The following is an 18,041-nucleotide window of genomic DNA, read 5'->3' on the forward strand; positions in this document are numbered from 1 at the left end:
AAGTTCTCCTCCTGTAATTAGGCAAGATTCATTTTTTCTTTAATTGTAGTATAAAAAGTACGATCGGGTAATTTAATAATTGAAAGTTCCTGATCAGCACCACTGATTAGGATTTCATCACCCGGCACAATTTCGTTTTGCTGTCTACCATCAGCACAACCTTTAACAGTATGTCCATCACTATCAATTTTTATTCTTATTTCTTCCTGTTCAGAAATAACCATTGGTCTCAGATGTAAATTGTGAGGGCAAATAGGCGTGATCAGAATAGCTTTAATTAAATGTGGATTAATGATTGGACCACCAGCAGATAAAGAATAGGCGGTAGAGCCGGTTGGAGTTGATATAATTAATCCATCACCTCTAAAATTATTAACTAATTCTTTGTTGATAAATAGTTCAATTTTTAACATATGAGATTCGGGATCACGGTTGATAACATAATCATTTAGCGCATAACTGCTGGCTATTTTTTGATCAGAACGGTAATGATTTATTTGAATCATCATTCTTTTTTCTATATTATAATTATCATTATCAATCATCTCTAAAGCCTTGGTTAATTCTTCAGTTTCAACATCGGTTAAAAAACCAAGATGACCAACATTAATTCCCAAAAGTGGAATATCACTGCCGATAAAATGGTGAGAACTATGTAAAAACGTACCATCACCACCAATTATAATAATATAATCTGCTTCTTTTTTTATTTTTTCATAATCGGCTTCTTTCTCAGTTTTATCAAGCTGAAAAGCAGCTTGCTTTTCAATTAAATAATCTTTATTTCTAGCTTCAAACCACTGCATAGCCCTTTTGGCTACAGTAAAAGCTTCTTTTTTATCAATATTTACTATTAAAGCAGCTCTATCCATCTTTATCCCCCCAACTCTAAATGTGCAGACTCGATTACTTTTAAAATCTTATTCTTCCAATTTTCTCGATCAAAATCTTTAATCTGATCCCTATATTTTAAGCGTATCAAAAATTCTATGTTTTTACTTGAAGCCCCGGTTATCGGTGAATAATTAAGATCCAAAGGCTCCATTCCTTCTTTAAGAAAAAAATCACTTAAACTACTTAGCACCTCCTGGTGAACATCAGGGTCCTTAACGACTCCATTTTTGCCAACTCTTTCTCGACCTGCTTCAAATTGAGGTTTTACTAAAGCAATAAATTCACCGTTTTTTTCTAAAAATTTCTTGACTCCGGGGACAATTAATCTTAGAGAAATAAAAGATACATCAGTTACGACCAGCGGAACTTCTACCTCCAACTGATTTTTTTCTAAATGGCGAAAGTTGCAGCGTTCTAAAACTTCAACCCGCTGATCCTGCCGTAATTTCCAGGCCAGCTGACCATAACCAACATCTATCGCATATACTTTTTTTGCCCCCTGCTGCAGCAGACAGTCAGTAAAGCCTCCAGTTGAAGCTCCAATATCGATTACTTCTTTACCGGCAGGATCTATATTAAATACTTTTAAAGCTTTTTCAAGTTTATAGCCACCGCGGCTGACATAAGGGTTTTTATCACCTTTGAATTCTATTTCAGCCCCTGGATCAATTTGGGTACCTGCCTTATCTTCCCGCTGACCATTGACAAAAACTAAACCAGCCATAATTGCTCTTTTGGCCCGAGACCTGCTTTTAAACATTCCTCGCTCAGTTACTACAATATCTAATCTTTTTTTTCTGGCCATAATTTCTTTACCTCCTCTGCTTTCGAAAGCAAAGAAAGTGCATTTTCTAAAATTCCACGGGCATCAAGCTGATATTCTTTTTTCATTTCTTCCATTCCACCGTGGGTTACAAATTCATCTCCAATCCCGATTCGCTTAATGTTTTTAACTGCGACTCCTCTATCAGCTGCTAATTCTAAAACAGCAGAAGAAAAACCGCCTGCCAAAACCTGTTCTTCAGCAGTTATTATATTTTTCGAGTTTTTAAGCGCTTTTAGGATAATTTCTTCATCCAGTGGTTTAATAAAGCGGGCATCAACAACTGCAGTTTGATAGCCATTATTATTCAATATTTCAGCAGCTTTTTGAGCAGGAATAACAGTTGAACCAACTGCTAAAATTGTAAGATCCATATCTTCTTTGATCTCAATTAATTCTTCCGCTTTTCCAATTTCAATTTGCTGCAGTTCTTCAACTTTGCGTGGTGTATATTCTCCAGCAGCAGTTCCCCGGGGATAGCGAAGTACTGCAGGTCCTTCATAGTTTACTGCTGTATAGAGCATCTGCTGCAGCTGTTCTGCATCTTTGACAGCCATCATCACTAAGTTGGGTACCGGCCTCAGAAATGAATAATCAAATAACCCCTGGTGTGTTTCACCATCATTACCAACAATTCCGGCTCTATCTACAGCTATTGTCAAATCAATATTCTGCAGAGCAGCATCATGGATCACCTGATCATACCCCCGCTGTAGAAAAGTAGAGTAAATAGCAGCTACTGGTTTCATGCCTCCACGGGCCAAACCGGTGCTCATAGTTATCGCATGCTGTTCAGCTATCCCTACATCATAATAGCGCTCTGGATATGCCTCAGCAAAAATATCCAATCCGGTTCCAGCTGCCATTGCCGCAGTAACTCCGGCAATTTTTTTGTCTGCAGCAGCCATTCTGCTTAAAGTCTCACCAAAGATCTGGCTGTAACTCGGCTTTAATTTAGATTTCTTAGAACTGCCATCCTTAATATTAAAGGCTCCAACTCCATGAAATTTATCGGGATTCTTTTCAGCAGGTAGATAGCCTTTTCCTTTTTTAGTTACAACATGTAAAAGCACAGGCCCTTTAATCGCTTCTGCCTGTTTAAAATGCTTCATCAACTCTATAATATTATGTCCATCAATTGGACCCAAATAATTAAAACCAAATTCTTCAAAAAGCACACCCTGAATAAAACTATATTTCAAAGCATTTTTAACCCGATCTACTGTGTTAGAAACCGTTTTTCCAATCCGGGGAATTTTGTTAATTAAAAATTCTATATCTTCCTGAACTCTTTTTACTGTGGGATCATTTCTTAAAGTCGAGAGATAATTGGAAATTGCCCCAACATTATTGGCAATCGACATTTCATTATCATTCAAAATAACATTAATATCGGCTCCAATATGACCGGCATGATTTAAAGCTTCAAAGGCCATACCTCCTGTCAGAGCACCATCACCGATTACCGCATAAATATCTCCCATTTGATCTAAGTTTTCTCGGGCTAGAGATAGACCAACTGCAGCTGAAATTGAAGTGCTGCTGTGGCCAGCTCCAATTATATCATGAGGAGATTCCGTACATTTGGGATAACCACTGATTCCGTCCTTTTGTCTCAAACTTGAAAAGCATTCCTTACGACCTGTTAAAATTTTATGAGTATAGGCCTGATGTCCAACATCCCAGATTATTTTATCTGTAGGAGAGTTTAAATAATGATGAAGGGCAATTGTTAATTCAACTGTCCCTAGATTTGAAGCAAGATGCCCCCCAGTTTTCGATATATTTTCTAATAAAAACTCTCTAATTTCAGCAGCCAATTCTTTAAGCTGTGAAGATTTTAAACGTTTTAAATCATCAATTCCATTGATTTTTGATAAATAATTTTCCATTAATTCCACCTCTTTTTTAAAAAATCATAAATTTTGTCATAGATAAGATGAAAAAATGCTAAAAACCTACCAACTAAAAATATAATTTCTGTTGATTTTTTCATTCCGTAATATTTAAAAAAGGCTTTACCTCCAACTGTCAGGGATGATGCCAATCCTATAATTACAAGATTTGTCCAAAAATTAGAAAAGCCGTAGTAATTGATTAAATCAATTGCAATTACAGCTCCAATTGCTCCACTTATTGTTCCACAAATATCCCCAACAATATCACACATTAAACTCGCTACTTTATCTCCATTTTGGGCAAGAAAAAGAGAAGTTTTTGCACCAAAAATTTTCTTAGCAGCTTTAGCATTAAAGGGTTCAGTTCTAGAAACAGTTGCTGCCACTCCAACCATATCCGCTAAAACTCCTACTATTATAATAATTAACAGTATTATTACTGCCATCGGTAATGGTACAAAACGCACCTGTGTTTGAGAAACTGAAGAAACACTTACCGCAATAAAAAAGGTCATTATAGCAATAATAATACTGCTCTTTAAATTATCCAAAAATATTCACCTCTATTTTAAAAATAACAGATGGTAATATAATAGATAAATGCTGTGTCATAGGTCCAGCAGGTTTTCCCCAGGAATTCCCATCTGTCACCATCTGGGAGATTTCTCTTTAAATTCCCGCCGCAGGGTCTCCCTCTACAGAGCTGGATTGCCACTAAGAACACACTTTAATCCCTATTATATCCCCTTATGGACAGTCTAGAAGTTTTCCTTTACAGCATTTAAACTATCTTCTAGCTTCTTTTGCAGTACAAGTTTCCAGCAGGTTCAACATAGAGCTGGATCCAAGCATCTATGTTTTGCTACTGTCTCCAGTACCACTTCAAAGCAGGCTACACTGCTCAACCTTACGATCAAAGCAGGTGAACCTAGCCTTGCTATGTATTATATAACTCGACCAGGCCTCCGCGGGAAAGGGGTCAACGCCCACATGCCATTGTGGATCGCCCCAAACCCTTATCTCCCTGCAACAGCCCCCGACTGGGCGTCAGCAGCCATTACAAAGAACTTCATCGATGTGCCCGTTGACGGATTTTTAGCCCCGCCTTCAAAGATAGTATGCTGACTAGAATACTGCACCATCTGCATTTTAACTAATTATAACATATTTATTTAGACCCTTCAATTAATGCTGTCTCTTTAAGATATAATCAACTAAAGCCTTTAAGTCTCCGGCTTTTTCTCCAAAAATATCTAATTCGACTTTAGCCTGAGCTGCATGTTCTTCAGCTGCCTTTTTAGCAGCTTCCAGGCCCAATAGTTTAGGATAAGTTGATTTATTTAACTCCTCATCGCGTCCTACAACTTTACCCATTTTTTCTGTATCTCCTGTTTGGTCAAGCAGATCATCAACAATTTGAAATAAAACACCTATATTTTCTGCATAAGCCAAAAGAGCCTTTTCTGCACTGGCATCATATTCTGAACAGTAAACACCATTTAAAACAGCTGCTTTAATTAAAGCTCCTGTTTTTGCTTGGTGGACTTTCTGCATTTCCGCCAGCGTTAACTCTTTGTTTTCTGCTTCTAAATCTAAAATCTGACCGCCAACCATTCCCTGCTGTCCAGAATATTTAGCAGTATTGGTAATTATTTTAACTTTAGCTGCAGGATCTAAATTTAATCCAGCTAGTACTTCAAATGCATATGTTAAAAGAGCATCTCCAGCTAAAATTGCTGCTGCTTCTCCAAAAACAAGATGATTTGTTTTTTTACCGCGGCGGAGCTGATCATCATCCATTGCCGGCAGATCATCATGGATTAATGAATAACTGTGGATCATCTCTAAAGCAGAGCCAGCCCTCAAGGCAGCCTCATAATTTCCTGATAATAATTCTGCTGTTAATAATGTTAAAACAGGTCTGATTCTTTTACCACCAGAAAGCAGAGTATACTGCATGGCTTCTGTTAATTGAGGAGCTGTTTCCTCTTCTAAAGTCATTAACTCTTCCAAATCTTTTTCGACTTCTTCAGCTTTGCTTTTTAATATTTCCTTTATCTGCTGCAAAATTAATCCTCCTCAATCACATTTTCAAAGGGGACCTCTCTTTTAAATTCATCATTTTCTTTGATCATTAACTCAATTTTCTTTTCAGCTTTGTCTAATTTTTGATTACAAAATTTTAGCAGCTGCATTCCCTGATTAAATTCTTTTAATGTTTGATCAAGGGAAAGGCCTCCTTTTTCAAGTTCTTCTACAATTTTTTGTAACTTCTCTAAAGCTGATTCAAAATCTAAATTTTCAAGATCAAGCACATCTTCTTTATCTTTTTTATTAGTCATTATTATCACCAACTTTTCTAGTAGCTTTTACTTCTAATTCTGCAAGTCCATCACTTAAACGAGCATTTAAAATTTCTCCAGTTTTAATTTCATCTACAGATTTGATAGTGTTCTCATTTTCATCCTGAAGAATTGAATAACCACGATCTAAAGTCTGAAGTGGACTCAAATTATTTAGTTTCTGATATAATAATTGGTATTTATTTTCCCAGTTCTTGTAATCTTTTTCGATTTGATGGATTAAACCAGTCTCCAGTCGATCAAGTTCCTGCTCATAGCTGCGGAAAAGTTCTTCTGGAGAGCTGAAGATTCGTCTCTCGAAAATACTCTCTACCTTATTTTTATATTCTTTGATTTTTGTAGAACTGCTGTTTAAAAGCCTTTTAGTTAAATTTTCCAATCTATTTAAAATTTCTTCCCTGTTTGCAGTAGCCAGCTCAGCAGCTGCAGAAGGGGTAGGTGCCCTTAAATCAGCCACAAAGTCAGAAATGGTGAAATCAGTTTCATGACCAACTCCACTAATCACCGGTAGTTTAGAATTATAAATAGCTCTTGCCACCTCTTCTTCATTAAAAGGCCAGAGATCTTCAATTGAGCCTCCACCACGACTGATAATAATTAAATCTATGTCATCACGGCTGTTTAAATACTTAATACCAGCAGTTATTTCGCCCTTAGCCAAATTACCCTGAACATGAGCCGGAACAATTAAAACAGAAAAATTACCACTGCGTCTTTTCATCACGGAAAGTATATCCCTAATGGCTGCTCCAGTTGGGGAGGTAACTATTCCAATTTTTTTGGCCAACAGTGGTATTTCTTTTTTCTTAGACTCAGCAAATAAGCCTTCTTTTTCTAAATTTTCCTTTAATTTTTCAAAAGCCTCATATAATTTACCTTTACCAGCTTTTATCATTTCGCGGGCATAAAACTGATATTCTCCCCGCTGGGCGTAGATATCTAAACTACCTCTAGCTTCAACCTGCATCCCTTCTTCTGGTTCAAAATCCAGAGAAGAATTATAGCCTTTAAACATTACACTTTTCAGCTGAGAGTTTTTATCTTTTAGAGTAAAATACATATGACCGGAGCTGTGGTGATAAAAGTTTGAAATCTCACCACTTATCCAAAAATCAGAAAGAAGAGTATCTTCTTTAATTAAAGCCTGAAGATACTCTGTAATTTCTGCTACTGTATATATCTTTTTTTCTTTTTTTGCAAATAAATTGTCCTGATATAAATCTGACATAAAATCAACCACTCTATTTTTTAGATTTGTTTAACAGATAATTTTTGATATTTTCTGCTGCAGTTTTCCCAGCACCCATTGCTTTGATAACAGTTGCAGCACCAGTTACTACATCTCCTCCAGCATAAACTCCTTCTCGGCTTGTCTGCTGGTTCTCATCGACTTTAATTCCACCCCAACTTTTTGTTTCAATATCTTTAGTATTAGAAGTTAACATGGGATTAGGATTCTGACCAATAGCTATGACAACTGTATCTAAATCCAGCATCCAGTTAGAGCCTTCAATTGGAATTGGACGTCTTCTGCCTGAATCGTCTTTTTCTCCAAGCTTCATTTTTAAACATTCCATCTTATCAACTCGACCATCTTTACCGTGAATTGCAACTGGATTATTCAGCAGTTTAAACTCAATTCCTTCTTCTTGAGCGTGATGTATTTCTTCACTTCGAGCAGGCATCTGTTCGGCAGCTCTTCTGTAAACTATGTATACATCTTCTGCTCCCAGTCGTTTTGCAGTTCTAGCCGAGTCCATTGCTACATTACCGGCACCAACGACAGCTACTCGATCACCGACAACAACTGGAGTTCTATATTCAGGATATTTATAAGCCTTCATCAAATTAACTCTGGTTAAAAATTCGTTTGCAGAATAAACTCCATTTAAATTTTCACCTGGAATATTTAAAAATCTAGGTAAACCAGCACCTACCCCGATAAACATTGATTCATAACCCTGATCAAATAGTTCCTCAACTGTAATGGATTTGCCAACCACTACATTCAACTTAATTTCAACACCAAGTTCTTTAATTGCTTCTACTTCCTGATCAACTATCTTTTTAGGCAGCCTAAATTCGGGAATACCGTAACGTAAAACACCTCCGGTATCATGTAAAGCTTCAAAAATAGTTACATCAAGGCCATATTTTGCCAGGTCAGCTGCTGCAGTTAAACCTGCTGGTCCAGCTCCAATTACAGCTACCTTTCTGCCTTCTAACTCAGGTATTTTCAGCTTTTCTACCTCTTCAGCTTTAGTTCGATCGGTTCCTTTTTCCATATTATAATCTGCCACATATCGCTCTAAGCGGCCAATTGCTACCGGTTCATTTTTTATTCCCATTACACAGACATCTTCACACTGTTCTTCCTGAGGACAAACTCGACCACAAACAGCAGGCAAATTATTTTTACTCTTAATTATCTGATTTGCTTTGACAACATCTTCATCTAAAATTGACTGAATAAACTGCGGAATTGGTACATGAACCGGACAGCCTTCAACACAGGGCTGATGTTTACACTGCAGGCATCTTTCTGCCTCAGCTATCGCTTCTTCATCACTATAACCAAATGGAACTTCATCAAAGTTTTTTATCCGTTCTTCCGGTTTTTGCTCCTTCATTGGAGTTTTTTTCTTTTGTAAAGCCATTAATTATCCTCCTCAACTTCTTCTTCATGAACTAAATCGTCTTCGTTTTGATAAAAGTTCAATCTATTCATTAGTTCTTTAAAATCAACCTGGTGAGCATTAAATGCCGGTCCATCAACACAGGTGAACTTTCTTTCTCCACCGACAGTTACCCTACAGGCTCCACACATTCCAGTTCCATCAACCATTATCGCATTTAAACTAACTATAGTTTCTATTCCATACTCTTTAGTCATATCTGCAACCGCTTTCATCATCGGAACCGGTCCAATCGCTACTACTAAATCAATATCATCCTCGTCTTCCAACAGGTCCTTTAAAATATCTGTAACAAAACCATGGTGCCCATAGCTGCCATCATCAGTAGCAATATATACTCGATCACTGTATTGATTTAATTCATCTTCTAAAATAATTAAATTTTTAGTTCTGGCCCCTGTAATACTTATTACTTCAGCGCCCTGCTCATAAAAACCTCTAACTTTAGGATACAAGAGAGCTGTTCCAGTTCCTCCACCTAATAAAACAACTTTTTCATAACCCTCCATATCTATGTGATGCCCTAAAGGACCGACAATATCCTTAATATAATCACCTTTATCCATCTTTCCTAATAATTTAGTCGAATATCCAACTTCCTGAAAAATTATGGTAATAACTCCTGTTTCTCGCTCATAATCAGCTACAGTCAGTGGGATACGTTCTCCCTTCTCATCTACTCTTAATATTATAAAATTACCTGGCTGAGTTTTTTCTGCAATCAAAGGTGCTTTAACCTTCAATTTTTTAATAGTTGGTGCCAGAACTTCCTTCTCTAAAATTTCGTACATAATTTACCTCCTCGTTTTTTAAAAAAGCAAAATATTTCTGCTGCTTCTATCAATTAATTCTTTACCAGGACCACTAAATCCTTCTTATTTTGAGAAATAATCAACATTTAAACCAAGTTATTTTTTTCATTAAGTTTTACTGCAATAATTTTGAAAATTAAGCAATATCTAAAAATTACCTTGACAAAAATAATATTTTAAGTTAGAATATTATTTGTCAACGCGAAAGTGGCGGAACTGGCAGACGCGCTAGGTTCAGGGTCTAGTGGTCTCACGACCGTGAGGGTTCGAATCCCTCCTTTCGCACCATTTTAAAATTATAACCGCAGTTTAAAGAGCAGAGTTTTCTGCTCTTTTTTATTTGCCCAAATATTATTTACATTAAAGATTGAAGCTAAAAGTTGATAAATTTAAACTTTTTCTACTCCTTTTAGGCTTCAAGTCTAGCTGCAAAATCAGCAATCCTACTGATACCTTCTCTAATTTTCTCTTTACTTAAAGCAAAAGATATCCGAATAAAATTATCCATTCCAAAAGCTATTCCTGGAACTACTGCCACCTTATTATATTCCAATAATAAATCGGTAAAAGAAAGTGAATCTTCAATTTCCTGTCCCTCAATCTTTTTTGAAATCAGTTCTGAAATATCAATGAAAAAATAAAAAGCTCCAGCGGGTGTTATTGTTTTAAGACCTGCAATATCAGCCAACAATTTTGCGGTTAAATCTCTTCTTTCTTGATAAATTTGGCAGCGGTCTTTGACTATTTTTTTTAGCTCTGGACTGGCTAATGCTTTAGCACTTGCATACTGAGCAATTGTATTAACATTGGAAGTGGTATGACTTTGAATTTTTGTCATCTTAGCTATCCATTCACTGCTGGCAAAACCTAAGCCAACTCTCCACCCAGTCATCGAATATGATTTTGACATTCCATTAACAACTAAAATCTTTTCTTTTAGCTCCGGAAATAATTCAATCATTGATGAAAAATCCCGTCCATCATAAAGAAGTTTATCATAGATTTCATCACTGATAATAAAAATATCCTCAGCAGCAATAATCTCAATCAGCTGCCTTAGTTCTGATTTTGAATAAAAGTGACCGTCGGGATTAGAAGGAGAATTAATAATGACTGCCTTTGTCTGAGCTGTAATAGCTGCTTTTAATTCAGCGGCTGTTAATTTATATTTATTTTCAACCTTTGTTTCAATAAAGCGAGGTTTACCACCTGCTAGTTTAACTATTTCAGGATAAGAAACCCAATAAGGCTTCGGAATTAAAATCTCATCTTCAGGTTCTACAATTGCTGATAAAGCATTAAAAAGTACCTGTTTCCCCCCATTACAAACAATAACTTCATCAGTTGAATACTCATAGGAATAGTTATCTGCAAAATAATTTACAGCAGATTCCTTTAATTCCGGTAAACCAGAAACTGAAGTATAGCCAGTGTAGCCTTTATCCATCGCTTCCACAGCAGCCTTTTTTATGAATTCAGGTGTTGGAAAATCGGGTTCCCCCGCCCCAAAGCTTACTATATCTTCTCCATCTGCGGTTAATTTATCTGCTTTTTTACTTACCGCAAGTGTTTTTGATTCTTCAATTTTTGCTATTCTTGCTGAATAATCCATCATCACACCCCATTAAATTATTGATTTCTTGAGCCTCTATTTTGTAAGCAAATATTACTACATAAAATATACCATAAAAACAGTTAAAAAACAAAAAAAAGAAGGCCCAAAGCCCTCTTTTTAAGCAAATTTTGATAGTATTCCATTAATAAAAGAAGGTGAACTATCATCTGCATATTTTTTTGCGATTTTTACCGCCTCATTAATAGCAACTTTAACGGGAATCTCATGCTGAATTTCATAAGCAGCAATTCTTAAAATATTCCTATCAATTGCCGGCATTCTCTCAATATCCCAGTTAATAGCATATTTATTGATCTGAGCGTCCAGCAGCTCAAGTTCCATTATAATCCCTTCCAGAAGTTCCGCGGCATATAAATTTTCTTCTATAATACCCTTTTCAGCAATAAAATTATCATAAGTATTTTTATAATTTTCTAGATCAAGTTTTTTTCTGATATCTAGACCATAAAGAATCTGTAAAACCCAGATCCTCTGTTTGTGTCTTGAAACTTTTTGCATAAAGCAAATACCTCATTTCTAACTCTATTTAAATCTTTCCGGAATAATTCTTAAAATAAAATCTTTCAAGTCTTCTTCAAAACGCCAGCGCATCCCAAAATAATAGCCAAGCAGAGTAGTTAAGCAGAGCAATAAAGTTTTAAAAAAACCGATTGTTAAAATTAAAATACCGATAATTAAACCAACTAAAGCTCCTATAATCTTTCTCCGGTTTTGGTATATAAATTGAGATAATTCCTCTTTTAATTCTTTTTTATCCATTTTAGAGACCACCTCATTCTACATTTTTAGGCAGTTTATTATCCTTTTTTACATCATCAATGCGAATCTGTACTTTTTCTACCTCTATTCCTGTAGTTTTTGTAATATAGCTTTTTAAATCCTGCTGGATGTTTTCACTAATAGCAGGTAAATCTCCAGGAACAGTTAGATCTCCACTCAAAATAATCTTTAAGCCAGCTTCCATTTCTTCCAGCTTAACTTTAATATTATCAAATTTCTCTTTTTCTTTAACTCGATCTTTTATTAAATTTGATAGAGCGGAGATTGTAATTGTAATATCTCCAGATTCAGAAGTTAATAACCTGGTTGATTTAAACTTTTTATCAGTAAAATAAGGATAGATCACAAGCAAAGACATAAAAAGGAAGACAAGATATACAACTGCAATCTGCCAATTATTATAGCTTGTGGAAATTAAATCAGGTATAAAGTTTGCTGATAAAAGTCCAAAACTATATAGAGAAAGAGTAATAGTTAAAACGATAAGAACTAAAGCAATTAAAAAAGAAAATATGTTTTGTATAATTTTCATTTGGCTTAACCCCCAATCATTTTCAAAGAATGTTATTCTTTGTCTTCTGCTTCCTCTACTTCTTCTTTTTCAACTTCTTCAACTTCTTCCTGATCGTCTTCAGGAAAATTAACCCCCTGAACATGAACATTAACAGCCTTAACATCCAAACCTGTCATCCCTTCAATCGCCTGTTTAACATTGTCCTGAATTTTCCAGGCAACATCTGGAATTGAATTTCCATAATTGATAATTACATACACATCTACTAAGGCAGTTTCATCTTCAACTTCAACTTTTACACCCTTGCTTAAATTTTTTCTGCCAAGCATATCTGCTAAGCCGCCAGCAAGACCACCGCTCATCCCTGCAACTCCATCAATTTCTGTAGCTGCCAGGCCTGTAATAATTCCTACTACCTCGTCAGCAATTTTGATACTTCCTTCATCGATATTTTCAGCTTCTAAATTTTCTGCTTTCAGGTCTTGATTTTTTTGGTCACTCATTTTTTAACCTCCTTCATTTACTAAAATTTATCGTTTAATATCAGCCAAAATTTGATTTTGGTCAGAATATTGACCAACAATTAAAACTCCAATTTTTTCGCCATTATTTTTAATCAACTTTACATAAGTATCATTATCTACAATAATTTCTTCTTCATATTCTCCTTCTTTATTTAACTCACCTAAAGAAACAACATTTATACCTGCAACTTTCAATTTATGGGAAGGAACATAACCATCAAATTCAGCTTCGCCTCCACTCATTATTGTACCAGCTACTCTTCCCTGAGCCAGAGCAGGAGGCCAAATTCCACAAATTTCACCTTTATATTCTGCTACATCACCAGCAGCGTAAATATCAGGATTTGAAGTCTGCATTTTACTATTTACTTTAACACCTATATTAATTTCAAGATCAAGATGTTCGATCAAAGATGTATTTGACCTAATTCCAGTTGAAATCAAAACAAGATCTGCTTCAATTTCCCTGTCTTTTAGAATAACTTTTTCTACATTCTGCTTACCTTCAAAGCCTTTTGTGCTGGCATCAGTAATTACTTTTACATTATTAGCCCTAAGTTTCTGTTCAAGGAGATCTCCTCCTTTTTTATCAAGCTGCATTGGCAGCAAATAAGGGGCCACTTCTAAAACAGTAGTGTCCAGACCGGCTTTAGCAAAATTATAAGCGATCTCTAAACCTAAAAGTCCACCACCTACTACAACTGCTTTTTTAGCATTTTCAGCCGCCTTATTAATAACTTTTACATCAGCTGCAGTTCTTAAAGTAAAAATATTTTCCAACTCTACTCCAAAAAACGGAGGAATAAAACAATGAGAACCGTTTGCTAAAAGTAATTTATCAAATTTATATTTGCCATTATCACTTTTAATAAATTTATTTTTCCCATCAACTTCTATAATTTTTTCGTTAAGATGGAGATCAATATTATTATTTTCAAACCACTGCTGATCATTAATAATAATATCTTCTACATCAACTTCGCCAGATAAACATTCAATCAGCCGTGGTCTATAATAAAATGGATAATTTTCATCAGTGAATATAGAAATTTGATCATTTTCTTTTCTATTTTTTAAAATCTCTTTTACTGCAGAAACTCCAGCCGCACAGGCTCCAATAATTAAATAGTTCATCTATTATCGCCCCCATTAATTATAAATTGATTTTTAGACCTTTTTAACTATTAACTCTTTCAATATATTCATTACTTCTTGTATCTATTTTTAGAATATCCCCTTCTTCAATAAATAGAGGAACCTGAACTACTAAACCAGTCTCCATAGTAGCCGGCTTATTACCACCAGATACTGTATTCCCTCTAATGTTAGGCTGAGTATCCTCAACTTTTAATTCAACAAAAGTAGGTAAATCAATATCAATTGGACGTCCTTTGTAAACAGCTATCTCCAATTCCATATTTTCTTTTAAATATTTAACCTTATCTCCAAGCTGTTCCGTACTGAGATGAAATTGGTCATATGTATCATTATCCATAAAAATATAGTCATTACCATCCCAGTATAGATACTGCATTTTCTTTTTCTCAACGTGAGCAGTTTCTACCTTTTCTCCAGCTTTAAAAGTTTTGTTAATCGTATATCCTTCTTCAACATTACGTAATTTTGTTCTAACAAATGCACTTCCTCTACCAGATTTTGAGTGTTGAAATTCTATAACCTGATAAACTTCTCCATCCAGCTCTATTGTTAAACCTGTATTAAAATCATTTGTTGAAATCATTTTAAACACCTCCACTATTTTTTACTGCAGTTCAATTATAGCAGAAATTAGCTTTTTAAACAAATTATTGCCTTTAAATAATACAACTCCTGCTGATATTTTAGTTTGAAGATGCTGTGCTTAAATATAATAATTTGATCAAACAATCAGTTTTTTACAAGATAATTAGTTCTTTAGGAGCGGAATTCAAAACCTCACAGCCGTTTTCTGTAATTAAAAGATCATCTTCAATTCTGACTCCACCAAGACCCGAAACATAAATACCCGGCTCATCTGTTACAACCATCCCAGGTTTCAAAGCAGCTTCAGATGTATAAGAAAGTCTTGGGCTTTCATGAATTTCAAGTCCTAAACCATGACCCAATCCATGACCGAAGTTATCCTTATAACCCGCTTCAGCTATAAAATCTCTGGCGATTTTATCTGCATCAAAACAGCTCATTCCGGCTTTGATTTCAGCAATTACTTTTTCTTGGGCTGTTAAAACTAGTTCAAAAATATCTCTTAGTTTATTATCCGGTTCTCCCACAGCAATTGTCCTTGTTATATCAGAGTGATAGCCCTGAACTACTGTTCCAAAATCAATTGTAACCAGATCGCCCATTTCAATTTTTTTGTCTGAAGCCACCCCATGTGGAAGTGCTCCTCTTTTCCCGGAAGCTACAATAAAATCAAAAGCATTGGCCTCTCCCCCCTGTTTTTTCATAAAAAATTCCAGTTCTAAAGCAACTTCTCTTTCCGTTTTTCCCGGCTGAATAAAATCAACTAAAAATTGAAATCCCTGGTCGGCAATTTCTACCGCTTTTTTAATTTTATCTATTTCAAATTGATCCTTGATCATTCTCAATTCTTCCACAATCGAGTCCTGTGGATTCAAAGATTCAATCTTTAATTTTTCCTTTAATTTTTGGTAAGTTTTAAAATTTAAATCCTGGCTTTCAAAACTTAGATTTTTAATTTTTTTCTTTTTAAGCAGCTCCGAAAATCCTTCTGCAAAATTACTGCTAATTTCTTCAATCACACAGCCATTAGTCTGATCAGCTGCTTGATCTAAATAGCGAAAATCAGTAATAAAAATGCTTTCATTTTGAGTTATTAAAAGTTTACCGGCAGTACCGGTAAATTGACTTAAATAACGAATATTTTCTTTTTTAGTCACTAAAAAAGCTTCTATTTGCTTTTCTTTTAATTTTTCTTTAAGTTTATTTATTCTCTTTTCCATTAATACTTCCCCTTTCTTAAAACATCTTTTAGACCCCAAAGGCCTAAAATATAACCATAAGTTCCCATCCCACTAATCTGAGCAACTGCTGCTTCTGCAGTTATTGATTTTTTTCGAAATTCTTCCCGGCGGTAAATATTGCTGATATGTACTTCAATTACCGGCAGCCGAACTGAGGCCACTGCATCCCTCAAAACAACACTGGTATGAGTCAGTCCTCCTGGATTAATAATAACACCAGCCAGTTCTTTATAGTTCTGATGTAAATAGTCAACAATTTCTCCTTCGTGGTTGCTCTGCATAATTTCTAGCTCTAAATCTAATTTTACAGCTTCTGCTTCCAATTCTTTATTTAACATTTCTAAATTTTTTGTCCCATAAACTTCTGGTTCTCTTACACCCAACATATTTAAATTTGGTCCATGTATTACAGCCACTTTTTGCATAAATATTCCTCCATATATTCTTGAATATTATTATGATCAAATCTATCACTTAAATAAGTATCACCAATATCATTAATTAAAACCCACCACATTTTATTGTCGGCAATTTTTTTGTCATGAGCAATATAAGATGCAAGTTCTGATGCCTCTATTTTATCAGAGGGGAAAAGCTGATAATCATAAATATTAATCAGCTCGATGATTTCCTGAAAAGACTCATTATTTAATTTGCCAATTTTATTTGATAAAAAGGCTGTAAAAGCAATTCCCATCACCACAGCTTCTCCGTGTTTATATTTGAATTTTTCTGCCGCTTCCACTGCATGACCAAAACTATGGCCTAAATTCAGTTTTTTGCGTAAGCCCTGGTCTTTGACATCATCACTGACATAATAATCTTTCATCTGCAGAGAAATTTTTGAGATTTCAAGCATCAGATTTTGGTCTAAATTTAGAAATTTATCTTTGCTTTCTTTAAGAATTTTAAAAAGAGGATTACCACCTAAAACAGCATATTTTATAACCTCACCCAACCCCGATTTAAGCTCTTCTAAAGCCAGAGTTTTTAACCATTCAAGTTGGTAATAAACAAGTTCTGCCTGATAAAAGCTGCCTATTAAATTTTTAGTGTTTTTAAAATTAACAGCCGTTTTACCCCCAACACTGCTGTCCAGCTGTGAAATTAAAGTCGTCGGCATCTGAATCAGTTTAATTCCTCTTAAAAAAGTAGCAGCCGCCAGACCACCGAGATCTCCAATTGTTCCACCACCAAAAGCAATTAAATAATCAGAACGGCTGAAATTATTTTCATATAAAAGATTATAAATTTGTTCTAATACTTTTAAATCTTTGATCTTTTCCCCAGCTTCCAGTTCAAGTTTGATCAGTTCAGCTGCATTTTTCTCTAAAAGATTGATAGTCGGCTCAGCATGTTCAGCGACAACTTTTTCATCAGCTAAAAGCAGCACCTTTCTTCTTTTGATTTTAGCTGTTATTTTAGCAAAACTTTTTTTATTAAATTCCCGGTCAATGATTACTGGATAACTTTGATCCTGATTCTTTATTTCAATGGTTAATTTTTGATCAGGCAGTTCAGAAATAATCAAATCTACTATTTCTGCAGCTGAATACTTTTCGCTGTCAATATGAAATGGAATTTCTGCATAATATGAATTTCTTTCTTTTAAAAGCGACTGAACCACTGCTGAGGGCTGATCAACTTCTAAAAGCGGCCTCACTATCTCACTCTCTTTATTTCTTTCTAATACTGCTTCTGCAGTTATATCAAGACAAAAAGCCTCTGATTTATTAATAATCATCTTTCGGATTTCCTGATTTAAAACTGCACCACCACCTGGTGCAAGGACAAGATCTTCTTTAGAATTTAAAAGTTCGGCAATGACTTCTTTTTCTACTTTTCTAAAATATTCTTCTCCCTCTAACTCAAAAATCTGCTCAATACTCATTCCTTCTCTTTCAGTTATTAAATCATCACTATCATAAAACTTAAAATTTTTGCGGGCAGCCAATTTTTTGCCGACTGTAGTCTTTCCCGCTGCCATAAAGCCAGTTAAAACAATTTTCATCTGCTTCTTTCCTCCTCAAAATCTTCTCTAAAATTTATAATATAAAGAGCTGTATTTAGAGAAAAATTCAGGGTTTCCCCTGAATTAAATTTCTCTAAAAACTGTA

The 18,041-nt window shown here is 35.0% G+C and carries 19 protein-coding genes and 1 tRNA gene; 1 reads left to right on the plus strand and 19 read right to left on the minus strand.

All coding sequences use genetic code 11. The features are described from left to right. Window positions 1-17: 17 nt before the first annotated feature. The 9 genes from C7954_RS04310 to C7954_RS04350 form a co-directional block, all read right to left on the minus strand. Complete coding sequence (locus C7954_RS04310) at window positions 18-872, minus strand: NAD(+)/NADH kinase (protein WP_073155742.1); 855 nt, start codon at window positions 870-872, stop codon at window positions 18-20. Window positions 873-874: 2 nt separating this feature from the next. Continuing rightward, window positions 875-1,699, minus strand: coding sequence for a TlyA family RNA methyltransferase (locus C7954_RS04315; RefSeq protein ID WP_073155745.1), 825 nt, complete (start codon window positions 1,697-1,699; stop codon window positions 875-877). Beyond that, the gene (gene dxs / locus C7954_RS04320) at window positions 1,678-3,609 is read right to left on the minus strand and encodes a 1-deoxy-D-xylulose-5-phosphate synthase (protein ID WP_089719168.1); all 1,932 of its coding nucleotides are present in this window, start codon (window positions 3,607-3,609) and stop codon (window positions 1,678-1,680) included. Before dxs ends, C7954_RS04315 begins: the two co-directional genes overlap by 22 nt. Beyond that, window positions 3,609-4,166 (minus strand): hypothetical protein, encoded by a 558-nt coding sequence (locus C7954_RS04325; protein ID WP_081374471.1) that lies wholly within the window; start codon window positions 4,164-4,166, stop codon window positions 3,609-3,611. The genes dxs and C7954_RS04325 overlap by 1 nt, the downstream gene beginning before the upstream one ends. A gap of 634 nt (window positions 4,167-4,800) precedes the next feature. Then, the gene (locus tag C7954_RS04330) at window positions 4,801-5,682 is read right to left on the minus strand and encodes a polyprenyl synthetase family protein (RefSeq protein ID WP_133505348.1); all 882 of its coding nucleotides are present in this window, start codon (window positions 5,680-5,682) and stop codon (window positions 4,801-4,803) included. Window positions 5,683-5,684: 2 nt separating this feature from the next. Beyond that, window positions 5,685-5,957, minus strand: coding sequence for an exodeoxyribonuclease VII small subunit (xseB, locus tag C7954_RS04335; protein WP_089722695.1), 273 nt, complete (start codon window positions 5,955-5,957; stop codon window positions 5,685-5,687). Next, complete coding sequence (xseA, locus tag C7954_RS04340) at window positions 5,950-7,206, minus strand: exodeoxyribonuclease VII large subunit (RefSeq protein WP_133505347.1); 1,257 nt, start codon at window positions 7,204-7,206, stop codon at window positions 5,950-5,952. Before xseA ends, xseB begins: the two co-directional genes overlap by 8 nt. A gap of 13 nt (window positions 7,207-7,219) precedes the next feature. After that, the gene (gene gltA, locus C7954_RS04345) at window positions 7,220-8,635 is read right to left on the minus strand and encodes an NADPH-dependent glutamate synthase (RefSeq protein ID WP_089655062.1); all 1,416 of its coding nucleotides are present in this window, start codon (window positions 8,633-8,635) and stop codon (window positions 7,220-7,222) included. Then, window positions 8,635-9,465: a sulfide/dihydroorotate dehydrogenase-like FAD/NAD-binding protein gene (locus C7954_RS04350; protein ID WP_073155759.1), complete on the minus strand. Its 831-nt coding sequence runs from the start codon at window positions 9,463-9,465 to the stop codon at window positions 8,635-8,637. Before C7954_RS04350 ends, gltA begins: the two co-directional genes overlap by 1 nt. 222 nt (window positions 9,466-9,687) lie before the next feature. Between C7954_RS04350 and C7954_RS04355 the strand changes: the two genes are divergently transcribed. Continuing rightward, window positions 9,688-9,774, plus strand: a tRNA-Leu gene (locus tag C7954_RS04355). Window positions 9,775-9,895: 121 nt separating this feature from the next. Here C7954_RS04355 and C7954_RS04360 read toward each other — a convergent pair. The 10 genes from C7954_RS04360 to aroB all read right to left on the minus strand — a co-directional run bounded on the left by C7954_RS04360 (window position 9,896) and on the right by aroB (window position 17,935). Further along, window positions 9,896-11,098 (minus strand): pyridoxal phosphate-dependent aminotransferase, encoded by a 1,203-nt coding sequence (locus tag C7954_RS04360; protein ID WP_089722692.1) that lies wholly within the window; start codon window positions 11,096-11,098, stop codon window positions 9,896-9,898. Between the two features lie 120 nt (window positions 11,099-11,218). Next, a complete protein-coding gene (gene nusB, locus C7954_RS04365) occupies window positions 11,219-11,620 on the minus strand; it encodes a transcription antitermination factor NusB (RefSeq protein WP_089655061.1) in 402 nt (133 codons plus the stop codon). A 24-nt stretch (window positions 11,621-11,644) separates the two neighbouring features. Continuing rightward, a complete protein-coding gene (locus C7954_RS04370) occupies window positions 11,645-11,881 on the minus strand; it encodes a DUF2273 domain-containing protein (RefSeq protein WP_073155768.1) in 237 nt (78 codons plus the stop codon). A 13-nt stretch (window positions 11,882-11,894) separates the two neighbouring features. Further along, window positions 11,895-12,434 carry an alkaline shock response membrane anchor protein AmaP gene (gene amaP / locus C7954_RS04375; RefSeq protein ID WP_089655059.1) on the minus strand — a complete coding sequence of 180 codons (540 nt, stop codon included), beginning with the start codon at window positions 12,432-12,434 and terminating at the stop codon, window positions 11,895-11,897. Between the two features lie 32 nt (window positions 12,435-12,466). After that, on the minus strand, window positions 12,467-12,919 hold the full coding sequence (locus C7954_RS04380; protein WP_089716676.1) for an Asp23/Gls24 family envelope stress response protein: 453 nt from the start codon (window positions 12,917-12,919) through the stop codon (window positions 12,467-12,469). 27 nt (window positions 12,920-12,946) lie between these two features. Further along, window positions 12,947-14,074 carry an NAD(P)/FAD-dependent oxidoreductase gene (locus C7954_RS04385; protein WP_073155776.1) on the minus strand — a complete coding sequence of 376 codons (1,128 nt, stop codon included), beginning with the start codon at window positions 14,072-14,074 and terminating at the stop codon, window positions 12,947-12,949. A 43-nt stretch (window positions 14,075-14,117) separates the two neighbouring features. Beyond that, a complete protein-coding gene (gene efp, locus C7954_RS04390; protein WP_089655056.1) occupies window positions 14,118-14,681 on the minus strand; it encodes an elongation factor P in 564 nt (187 codons plus the stop codon). Between the two features lie 154 nt (window positions 14,682-14,835). Continuing rightward, window positions 14,836-15,903: a M24 family metallopeptidase gene (locus tag C7954_RS04395; RefSeq protein WP_073155781.1), complete on the minus strand. Its 1,068-nt coding sequence runs from the start codon at window positions 15,901-15,903 to the stop codon at window positions 14,836-14,838. After that, the gene (gene aroQ, locus C7954_RS04400; RefSeq protein WP_073155784.1) at window positions 15,903-16,349 is read right to left on the minus strand and encodes a type II 3-dehydroquinate dehydratase; all 447 of its coding nucleotides are present in this window, start codon (window positions 16,347-16,349) and stop codon (window positions 15,903-15,905) included. Before aroQ ends, C7954_RS04395 begins: the two co-directional genes overlap by 1 nt. Beyond that, entirely contained in the window at window positions 16,331-17,935 is a 1,605-nt protein-coding gene (gene aroB / locus C7954_RS04405) for a 3-dehydroquinate synthase (RefSeq protein WP_073155786.1), read from the minus strand. The genes aroQ and aroB overlap by 19 nt, the downstream gene beginning before the upstream one ends. Window positions 17,936-18,041 lie beyond the last annotated feature (106 nt).

Origin of the sequence: Halanaerobium congolense, assembly GCF_004366375.1 — a bacterium.
GTDB classification, from domain to species: domain Bacteria; phylum Bacillota; class Halanaerobiia; order Halanaerobiales; family Halanaerobiaceae; genus Halanaerobium; species Halanaerobium congolense.

Excerpts from the sequence above, each read along its gene's own strand:
- C7954_RS04310 (WP_073155742.1), bottom strand. The coding sequence starts at position 872 with ATGGATAGAGCTGCTTTAATAGTAAATATTGATAAAAAAGAAGCTTTT.
- C7954_RS04315 (WP_073155745.1), bottom strand. The coding sequence starts at position 1,699 with ATGGCCAGAAAAAAAAGATTAGATATTGTAGTAACTGAGCGAGGAATG.
- dxs (WP_089719168.1), bottom strand. The coding sequence starts at position 3,609 with ATGGAAAATTATTTATCAAAAATCAATGGAATTGATGATTTAAAACGT.
- xseB (WP_089722695.1), bottom strand. The coding sequence starts at position 5,957 with ATGACTAATAAAAAAGATAAAGAAGATGTGCTTGATCTTGAAAATTTA.
- xseA (WP_133505347.1), bottom strand. The coding sequence starts at position 7,206 with ATGTCAGATTTATATCAGGACAATTTATTTGCAAAAAAAGAAAAAAAG.
- gltA (WP_089655062.1), bottom strand. The coding sequence starts at position 8,635 with ATGGCTTTACAAAAGAAAAAAACTCCAATGAAGGAGCAAAAACCGGAA.
- C7954_RS04350 (WP_073155759.1), bottom strand. The coding sequence starts at position 9,465 with ATGTACGAAATTTTAGAGAAGGAAGTTCTGGCACCAACTATTAAAAAA.
- C7954_RS04360 (WP_089722692.1), bottom strand. The coding sequence starts at position 11,098 with ATGGATTATTCAGCAAGAATAGCAAAAATTGAAGAATCAAAAACACTT.
- nusB (WP_089655061.1), bottom strand. The coding sequence starts at position 11,620 with ATGCAAAAAGTTTCAAGACACAAACAGAGGATCTGGGTTTTACAGATT.
- C7954_RS04370 (WP_073155768.1), bottom strand. The coding sequence starts at position 11,881 with ATGGATAAAAAAGAATTAAAAGAGGAATTATCTCAATTTATATACCAA.
- amaP (WP_089655059.1), bottom strand. The coding sequence starts at position 12,434 with ATGAAAATTATACAAAACATATTTTCTTTTTTAATTGCTTTAGTTCTT.
- C7954_RS04380 (WP_089716676.1), bottom strand. The coding sequence starts at position 12,919 with ATGAGTGACCAAAAAAATCAAGACCTGAAAGCAGAAAATTTAGAAGCT.
- C7954_RS04385 (WP_073155776.1), bottom strand. The coding sequence starts at position 14,074 with ATGAACTATTTAATTATTGGAGCCTGTGCGGCTGGAGTTTCTGCAGTA.
- efp (WP_089655056.1), bottom strand. The coding sequence starts at position 14,681 with ATGATTTCAACAAATGATTTTAATACAGGTTTAACAATAGAGCTGGAT.
- C7954_RS04395 (WP_073155781.1), bottom strand. The coding sequence starts at position 15,903 with ATGGAAAAGAGAATAAATAAACTTAAAGAAAAATTAAAAGAAAAGCAA.
- aroQ (WP_073155784.1), bottom strand. The coding sequence starts at position 16,349 with ATGCAAAAAGTGGCTGTAATACATGGACCAAATTTAAATATGTTGGGT.
- aroB (WP_073155786.1), bottom strand. The coding sequence starts at position 17,935 with ATGAAAATTGTTTTAACTGGCTTTATGGCAGCGGGAAAGACTACAGTC.